The sequence below is a fragment of the Methylophaga sp. UBA4204 genome (assembly GCF_002379485.1).
Taxonomy (GTDB): Bacteria; Pseudomonadota; Gammaproteobacteria; order Nitrosococcales; family Methylophagaceae; genus Methylophaga.
This window is the reverse complement of sequence record NZ_DFTU01000029.1, coordinates 1-8,706: the sequence shown is the minus strand read 5'-3', so window position 1 is coordinate 8,706 and position 8,706 is coordinate 1. Positions and strand designations below refer to the sequence as shown.

General features: G+C 46.2%; 9 protein-coding genes and 1 pseudogene. 3 read left to right on the top strand and 7 right to left on the bottom strand.

Annotated features, from left to right (window positions below; translation table 11 throughout):
• Together B3182_RS03440 and B3182_RS03435 are read left to right on the top strand one after the other, a co-directional pair.
• Positions 1-714: pseudogene (locus tag B3182_RS03440) on the top strand (ribonuclease E/G); the annotation flags it as partial.
• 16 nt (positions 715-730) lie between these two features.
• The gene (locus tag B3182_RS03435; RefSeq protein ID WP_014708114.1) at positions 731-991 is read left to right on the top strand and encodes a hypothetical protein; all 261 of its coding nucleotides are present in this window, start codon (positions 731-733) and stop codon (positions 989-991) included.
• Here the strand turns inward: B3182_RS03435 and kdsB are convergent.
• The 7 genes from kdsB to B3182_RS03400 are packed head-to-tail and all read right to left on the bottom strand — an operon-like array spanning position 959 to position 8,004.
• Positions 959-1,717, bottom strand: coding sequence for a 3-deoxy-manno-octulosonate cytidylyltransferase (kdsB, locus tag B3182_RS03430; protein WP_292353631.1), 759 nt, complete (start codon positions 1,715-1,717; stop codon positions 959-961). The two genes, B3182_RS03435 and kdsB, sit on opposite strands and share 33 nt — an antisense overlap.
• Positions 1,717-1,896 (bottom strand): Trm112 family protein, encoded by a 180-nt coding sequence (locus B3182_RS03425; protein WP_292353632.1) that lies wholly within the window; start codon positions 1,894-1,896, stop codon positions 1,717-1,719. Before B3182_RS03425 ends, kdsB begins: the two co-directional genes overlap by 1 nt.
• A complete protein-coding gene (lpxK, locus tag B3182_RS03420; RefSeq protein WP_292353633.1) occupies positions 1,897-2,877 on the bottom strand; it encodes a tetraacyldisaccharide 4'-kinase in 981 nt (326 codons plus the stop codon).
• Positions 2,877-4,631: a lipid A export permease/ATP-binding protein MsbA gene (gene msbA, locus B3182_RS03415; RefSeq protein ID WP_292353634.1), complete on the bottom strand. Its 1,755-nt coding sequence runs from the start codon at positions 4,629-4,631 to the stop codon at positions 2,877-2,879. The genes lpxK and msbA overlap by 1 nt, the downstream gene beginning before the upstream one ends.
• Positions 4,628-5,053, bottom strand: coding sequence for an ExbD/TolR family protein (locus B3182_RS03410; RefSeq protein ID WP_292353635.1), 426 nt, complete (start codon positions 5,051-5,053; stop codon positions 4,628-4,630). The genes msbA and B3182_RS03410 overlap by 4 nt, the downstream gene beginning before the upstream one ends.
• Complete coding sequence (locus B3182_RS03405) at positions 5,050-5,685, bottom strand: MotA/TolQ/ExbB proton channel family protein (protein ID WP_014708108.1); 636 nt, start codon at positions 5,683-5,685, stop codon at positions 5,050-5,052. Before B3182_RS03405 ends, B3182_RS03410 begins: the two co-directional genes overlap by 4 nt.
• Before the next feature lie 51 nt (positions 5,686-5,736).
• Positions 5,737-8,004, bottom strand: a complete 2,268-nt coding sequence (locus B3182_RS03400; RefSeq protein WP_292751564.1) for a DNA internalization-related competence protein ComEC/Rec2 — start codon at positions 8,002-8,004, stop codon at positions 5,737-5,739.
• Positions 8,005-8,048: 44 nt separating this feature from the next.
• Here B3182_RS03400 and B3182_RS03395 point away from each other — a divergent pair, with 44 nt between their 5' ends.
• Positions 8,049-8,585 carry a DUF2062 domain-containing protein gene (locus B3182_RS03395; RefSeq protein WP_292353637.1) on the top strand — a complete coding sequence of 179 codons (537 nt, stop codon included), beginning with the start codon at positions 8,049-8,051 and terminating at the stop codon, positions 8,583-8,585.
• Positions 8,586-8,706: the final 121 nt, after the last annotated feature.

The window sequence follows — 8,706 nt, the reverse complement described above, 5'->3', positions numbered from 1 at the left end:
AAACCCGCTTCTGTTGTTAAAGAGACTGATGTGGAAAAAGAAACCCGTAATCAAAATCGTCGTAGTCGAGGACGAAATAATACCAACCGACGTAATAATAATCGTCCCCGTCGGCCTGAAAATGCTGCCGGTGAAGAGGAGAAAAATATCAAACCAGCGGAAGCATCCACAAAAGTTGCCACCGCAGATGAGAAACCTGCAGTTGAGGTTGCGGGAGATGAAAAAGCGCGTAATCCCAATGCCAAACGTTCACGTCGGGGCGGACGTCGTCGTCGCGGACGTGGTGAAGGCGATGCCGCAGCGGCGGGAACAGTAGCGACTGAGAACTCTGAAACTTCTGAAAAAGTGGAACGTCCGGAAAAGGGCAATGCCATTCCGACACCTCCACCAGAAGTGAATGGTAATGCTATCCCTGAACCAGAACCGGAAATCAATGGCAATGCTATTCCAGTATCGACGGAGCCAGAAGTAGACGGCAACAAAATTCCGGCTAAATCTGCACCACGTCGTTCGCGTACCAGCACCGGAGCATCGACTAATAACCGTCGCCGCCGCGGAGCACCTGCGAAAGATAAAGAAAACCGTGAAACAAAAGAAGTAGAAAAAAATCCTGCTTCGGCTGATAATGAGACTCAGAAGGTTGAAAAACCAAAACCAGTTGAAAAACCAAAACCAACTGAAGAGAGTCCTAAAGCAGATGCCAAGGAATCATAAATTTAGCTGTGACGACTTGCTGAACCTTATTGGTCAGCAAGTCGTATACCATCATCAACGCTGTGAAATTATTGAGTTGCTGGATGGCTGTGAGCTGGTATTACAGGAGCTCAATCAGGACAGTAATATCCAGCCAACACAATACGGAGAAGGGCATCGTCCGGTTCCTGTGACCCATGTTTTACCGGTTTTTGACGGTGAAGGTGAGTTACATGCTGAATTAGTCTCAGCCGGTCTGGATCAATTACTGAGAGAGCAAGGCCTCTACGGCCAGTAAATCCTGCTCTGTATCTACCCCGTGTCCCGGATCAACCTGGGCTTCTGTCAAATGTATCCGATTGCCATGGTAAAGCGCTCGAAGCTGTTCCAGTGATTCAAATTGTTCTGGTGGTGCAGGTGGTAATTCATGATAACGATGCAAAAAATCTGCTCGATAGGCGTACATGCCAACATGCTTTAAATGCGGCATAGTGACGTTGTCGAGGGCCTGTTTGTTATTAAATTGCTCGCGTAACCATGGAATAGGAGCGCGGCTAAAATACATCGCATAACCTTTAGCATCCACCACCACTTTAACGATATTAGGATCAAATACCTGTTCAGCGTCTTCTAGCGGGCTGTAAAGCGTAGTAATGGCTGCTTCACGATGGTGGGCCAGATCCGCGGCCACCTGATTAATCAACAAGGCCGGCAAACAGGGCTCATCTCCCTGTACATTCACTACTAAATCATCACCATGAAAAGCTCTTAACTGAGCCACTTCTGCCAAACGATCGGTGCCGGAAATATGATCATCCCTTGTCATGCAGACATCTGCACCAAAACTTTTTGCCGCTTCGGCAATACGCTGATCATCTGTTGCGATAATGACTTCACTGGCTTCACTTTCCAGGGCTCTTTCATAGACATGCTGAATCATCGGTTTTCCGACGATTTGACGTAAAGGCTTACCTGGCAGCCGGCTTGAAGCAAAGCGGGCCGGAATAATGATTTTAAATTGCATCAGTAGGTTTCTTCAGCCGTCAGTTCGCGTGCTTCATCAATTAACATTACCGGAATTTCATCACGAATGGGATACGCCACACGGCAGGCTTTACACACCAGTTCCTGAGATTGTTTCTGATATAAAACACTGCTCTTACAGACGGGGCAGGCGAGTATTTCCAATAAGGTTTTATCCATTTAAAGCTCTCTTAATTTTTTGTCGATTGCTGGACCAAGTGATGGGCTCAGTTTAGCCTCCGCTGGCACATACCACATGTTTTCTGTGGCAAATCCCTGACATTTTACCGCATCTTTTTCAGTCATCAGTATGGGATAGGCCTCTGCAAACCGAAAATCCGCTTCAGTATAGGCATGATGATCAGCAAATGCATGGGGAATGATGGTTAAACCGAGTTGTTGCAACTGGTCAAAAAAACGTTGCGGATGACCGATCCCGGCGACGGCATAAACAGGGGTTTCAGCAAATTCAGTTAATGCTGTGTGGCGGTTATTATTTTTTAACTGGATTGCCTGCTGGAGTTGTAGTTGCATGGTGAGCCGTTGTGAATCTGACTCACCATGAAAAATAGTAAAATCAACGGTTTCAAGGCGGGACAGTGGTTCACGCAATGGTCCCGCTGGTAAACATAATTGATTGCCCAGACCTCGTTTGGCATCAATAATAACGATTTCCATATCACGCTGAAGTCGGTAATGCTGCAGTCCATCGTCGGTGATAATCACATTACAGGAATTTTCCGCTAACAGTTGTTGCCCCGCGGCTACCCGATCCGGAGCCACCACCACTGGACAGTGAGTGCGCTGATAAATTAACAAGGGCTCATCACCGACTTCGGCAGCCGAACTGTTCAGCTGAACACTGCATGGATAATGATCTGCCTTGCCGCCATAACCACGACTGATAATGCCTGGTTGCCAGCCCTGATTCTGTAAGTATTGCGCCAGCCAGATCACAAAAGGGGTTTTACCACTGCCACCAACACTGATATTGCCCACTACAATGACGGGCACTGGAAGTGATAGTTGTTCGAACAGGCCTTTTCGGTATGACTGACATCTTAGACTGATAATGAGTCGATATAACCAGCTGACTGGACGTAACAGCAGTGAGACTAACGAGGGGCGATACCAGTTATTAGTTAGCCAATCCGTCTTCATTATTGTTGTTGAAACTGCAGTCGATGAAGTTCTGCGTAATGATCGCCTTTACTGATCAATTGTTGATGAGTACCGGTTTCAACAATGCGCCCATCATGCATCACCACAATAAGATCGGCTTTTTCGATAGTGGATAGTCGATGCGCTATAACCAATGTGGTTCGGCTTTGCATCAGATTTTCCAATGCTGACTGAATATGTCGTTCGGCTTCCGAGTCCAGTGAGGCGGTGGCTTCATCAAGAATCAGAATGGGCGTGTCACGTAATAACGCCCGGGCAATAGCCAGTCGTTGTCGCTGTCCACCAGACAATAAGACACCATTCTGGCCGACTTCAGTCTGCAAGCCTTCCGGTAGTTTCTGAATGAATTCCCAGGCATGAGCTGCTTTGGCTGCCGCAATAATACGTTCTTCAGCCACAACTTCTTTTTGACCATAGGTAATATTATTGGCAATCGTATCGTTAAACAGAATAACCTGCTGATTAACCAGGGAAATCTGTTGACGTAAATCCAGCAACTTGAGATCGCTGATATCCGTTTCATCAATGAATATCTGACCTTCTGTAGGTGAATAAAATCGAGGTAACAGACTAACCAATGTGGTTTTTCCACTTCCGGAATGTCCTACAAACGCAATGGTTTGACCGGCTTTTACCTCAAAGCTGATATTGTCCAGAACCTTTCGTGAGTTTGGATTGTATTGAAAGCCCACCTGTTGAAAGCGAATATCGCCTCTGGCACGTTCCAGTTGCTTTGTACCAGTGTCTGCTTCCGGTTGTTGGTCCAGCATTGTAAATACACTATCGGCGGCTGCGATACCGGCCTGAAGTTTGGAATTGAGTTTGGTAAGGCGTTTTAGCGGTGTCAGGATCATAAACATCGCCGTGATAAACGAGATAAAGGTGCCCACGGTGATCTGCTCAAGCATTTGCGGCAGGGTGGCCAGATAAATCACCACAGCCAGTCCTAGCACGGCAATTAATTCGATAATGGGCTGGCTGGTCGCTTCGGTAGCGATCTTTTTCATTCGTTGACGACGATTCAGCTGATTGACCTTATCAAAACGTTTGGCTTCATATTGTTGGCTGCCAAACGTTTTCACCTCACGGTGGCCTTCAATCACTTCACTGGAGGTATGGCTGACATCGCCCATTGAATCCTGAATGGTCTTACTGATGCGTCTGAAACGTGAACTGATTTTGTAGACCAGCAGGCCGATAAACGGCACCGTCAGTAAAATAATTAACGAAAGCAAGCCATTCAGATAAATCATCCATGCAAGCAGGCCAACAATCGTCAAGGTGTCCCGAACTAATACCAGAATGGCGTCCGTCGCAGCATCAGCTACCTGCTCAACGTCATACAGTAGTTTGGACATCAGCTGCCCGGAAGTGCTTTTATCATAAAAGCTGGCAGGTAATGTCAGCAAGCGATCAAACATTTCGGATCGCAGAGTCATGATCACATTACGGGCGATCCAGCCTAAACCATAGGTGGTTAGAAAGTTGGCGACACCACGAATCAGAAAAATAGCGATTAACGCAATGGGGATCCATTTAATAATAAACGGATCTTTTTCGACAAAACTGCCGTCCATTAACGGTTTCATCAAAGCAGCCATCGCGGTTTCACTGCCGGCATAAACCAGCATGGACAAAATAACGGCGCCAAACACCAGCCAATAGGGTTTTACATAAGTCAGCAGGCGCTTATACAGTTGGACAGCGCTCATTTCATTGGCTATTTGTTTCATGGAGTCTCAGCAGTTTTTTGGCGTGTTGCCAGTGTCAAACGGGTAAAACCAAGTAATTGCGCGGCATCCATCGCCGTAACGATATGTTGATATTCGGCATTGGCATCAGCGCTGATAATGATATGTGGATCAGCATTATCGCCTGCAGTGGTTTTCAGTAAATCCCTTAAGGCATCGCGGGTGGCAACGGCTATTGGTGTTTCATTAACCAACACTTCTCCATTTGCCCGGATAATAATGTCAATCGGTGTTTCCTCTTCCGTCAGTGCCTGACCGCTGGCTTCAGGTAAATCCACTTTTAAAGAACTTTCCCGAATAAAGCTGGTGGAGACCATAAAAAACAGCAGCAACAGAAACACCACATCAATCATCGGCGTCAGATTGACATCAGGCTCTTCAGAGTTCCGTGGCAATAGTTTCATTGTGAACGCGCCTCATCAGGATCAAACTCACGTTCGCCATGTAACATTTCAATTAATTGCATGGCTTGTTCTTCCATACTGACCACCAGTTGATTGATTTTCCCACGGAAATAACGATAGAAAATCACACTGGGAATGGCCACGACCAAACCGGCTGCAGTGGTCAGTAATGCCTCAGAAATACCGCCGGCCAGTGTTTCCGGGTTTCCGACACCTTCCAGCGTAATGACGGCAAAAACTTTAATCATGCCAATAACGGTACCCAATAAACCGATTAGGGGGGAGATCGCGGCAATAGTGCCTAAGGTATTCAGGTTGCGTTCCAGTAGCTGAGTTACATGGCGACCCGTATCCTCAATACTTTCTTTGGTAATTTCTCGAGAACTGTTGCGATTGATAAGACCTGCAGCGAGAATTTGACCAAGCGGAGAGTTTTTTTGCAGTGAGTTAATGCGATATTGATCAATTTGTTTGAATTGTAACCACTGCCAGATCTGAGTGATTAATTCAGGTGGTGCAATACGACGTTGTTGTAGACTCCAAAACCGCTCTGCAATAATTGCAATGGCAATTATCGAACAGCCAAGTAGCGGTAACATCAGCCAGCCACCTGCTTTAAATAGTTCCAGCATGCTCCATCCGTCCCAGTTAATGAAATGTTGCCATGATACGTGAAAACGCATTTATTCAGTAGCGTTACGCATCCATATTCTACGGTGTTGCTCCCGCCATCCAATGGGCATTAAATCTATGTGTTGGTCGAGTTTGATAGATAATGCACCTTGTTTACCCGTTTGAAATGTTTTGCTGCCAATATTCTGGTAACGGGAAACTACCTCTTCAGAAGGAAAGTTGTAGCGGTTTTGATGACCACTGGCGAATAAAACATAGCGTGGAGAAACCTGCCTGATAAACGTCGTAGAGGATGAGCTGCGGCTGCCATGGTGAGGTGCAATCAGAATATCGGCTTTGAGCTGCTGCTCATATTGTCTTATAAGTTTTATCTCGGCTTTTCGCTCAATATCGCCCGTCAATAAAACCGTACCATATGGACCGCTGATTTTAAGTACGCAGGATAAATCATTACGGCTACCGGTTTGATCTTTATCAGGATGTAAAACGTCAAACCGGACCTGATTCCACTGCCATGACTGGCCATCTCTGCAGAATTCACTGCCAGCTAATTTATCAGGATCACTGCTTAGAATCTGTTTAGTGGGATAGCTTGATAAAACGGCACTTGCTCCGCCAATATGATCGTTATCTGCATGACTTATCATCAGCATATCGAGTTGCTTGATACCTTGATATCGAAGATAAGGCACTACCACTGCAGCACCGGTATCAAAATTACCAAAAGCCGGACCGGTGTCAAAAACCAATGTATGATTTTCAGTTTGCACTACGGCTGACAAGCCTTGTCCCACATCGAGTAACGTAAACCAGATTTCACCGCTTTCTGGTTTATTTGGCAGATAATAAAAAAGTGGCAATAACATAACAGCACCCAGCCAGCGTAAAGGCCAACCCCGTGGGGCAAGTATTATCAGCGTGCCAATGATTGATATGGCGAGCAGCTCAACGGGAAACACAGGTGTTTGCCAGACAGAAAAGGGTGATTGTGCCAGCCACTCCAGATACCACCACAATTTGGATAACAACCATTCTGTAAGTTGCAGCAGCCATTCAGCCAATCGCAGATCAAAGCTTAACAACAGCATGGAAATTAACAACAGCGGAACAACCAGGAAACTGATCACCGGCACCGCAAGCAGGTTAGCTAACGGTGCAATCAACGAGGTTTCCTGAAAAAACAGTAAAAGTAATGGCGTCAGACCTATTGCAATCCATAGATGAATATGCAGCCAGAGCCATTTTCTGGCCGGTTGTCGATATTGTGCTATATACAAAATGCAGGCAACAGCAGCAAATGAAAGCCAGAAACCTGCTGCCAGAACCGCAAATGGATCCAGCATCAGAATCAATATCAAGCTCAGACTCAGCACATGCAGCGGATCAGTACGACGTTTTATAAAGATACTGAGCATCACCACGCTGACCATTACTAATGCACGCTGAGTCGGGATGGATAATCCGGCCAGCAAGGCATAGAACAAAGCCAGTAAAAATCCGCCAACAGCACCGGCCTGCCTGTCGCTTAATGTTAATAAATGACGACTGCGTATTCGCCAGAGCAGTTTGGCAATAAAAAATCCCAGTGCTGCAGCGAGTCCTATATGCAATCCGGAGATTGCCAGTAAATGGCTGGTACCAGTTTGTCGTAAAGTATCCCATTGGCTTGTTTGCATATTGTCACGGTTACCAACAGCCAGTCCTTGAACTAACGCCAGCGAAGGACTTTGCTTTAAGACGTCGGACATTTTATCTATTAACTGCGCACGCCAATGATTAACCGATAGCAAATTTGCTGAATGTAATTTTTGATTATGATCAGATTCCCGTATATATCCGGTAGCCCCGATCTGTTGCTGAAACAACCATGCTTCGTAATCAAACCCACCCGGGTTGGACATACCATGTGGGGCTTTCAAGCGAACAGAGAACTGCCATTTTTCACCGGATTGGGGGAGGTTGGGAGGAGGGAAATACCAACTCAAGCGAATCTTATCGGGCAACTTTAAATCGTTATTTTCAGGTTTGAATTCAAAACGGATTCGTTGATCGTTATGATGTGGTAAGGAAGTAATGAAACCTGACACCACAATATCCTGTCTCTCAAGTGTAAGATCAAGCTGATCATCTATTCTGAGCTGAGCCTGGAAGCTTGCCCATACTACCGCCACAACAAACCACATAACGGTCCATTGAGACCGCCGCCAGACAATAATCATCAAGGGGATTAAAGTGTAGAGCCAATATGGAGAGAGCAGCTGGGGCAACCATGCCACCAGTAAACAGCCCGACAAAAATGCAATGGCAGGTTTAATCATATATCCCTATAATGACCGCCGTTTATCAGCAATACTGAGACGTAATGCCTCGTAAGTTCCTAAAACGAATCATGCCAGATCATGTCACCATGCGCGAGCATAAGCATATGCGGCGTTTTGGCGAAAAGATCATGGCGCCGGAATTGTGGCATCTTAACCGCAGATCAGTATCTGCGGCGGTGGCGATAGGGGTTTTCTTTGCCTTTATACCGATGCCCGGACAAATGCTGGTGGCGGGTCTGCTGGCTATCTGGTTACGGGTAAACCTGCCTATTGCCGTGATGTGTGTATGGATAACCAATCCATTGACCATGGCGCCAATTTACTTTTTCACTTATAAAGTCGGCGCTATCCTGCTGGATGTGCCACTGCGCACGCATGAATTTGCTTTCAGTCTGGAATGGTTGTGGCAGGAGATAGGATTTATCTGGCAACCATTATTACTCGGTTCGGTAATCTGCGGCGCGCTGGCTGCGTTAGCGGGTGTGATTATTGTTCGATTAATCTGGCGTCTGGTCGTGATCAACAGTTGGTTAAAACGCTACCAGCGCCAAAATTCAGCTAAACGAAAAGATAAATAAATCAGTTTTGTAATTTGCCATCAATCAACGTTAACTGCTGATCCATTCTGGCAGCAAGTTGTCTGTCATGCGTTACGATGACCAGTGCTGTACCCAGTTCCGTATTCAATTTCATAATCAA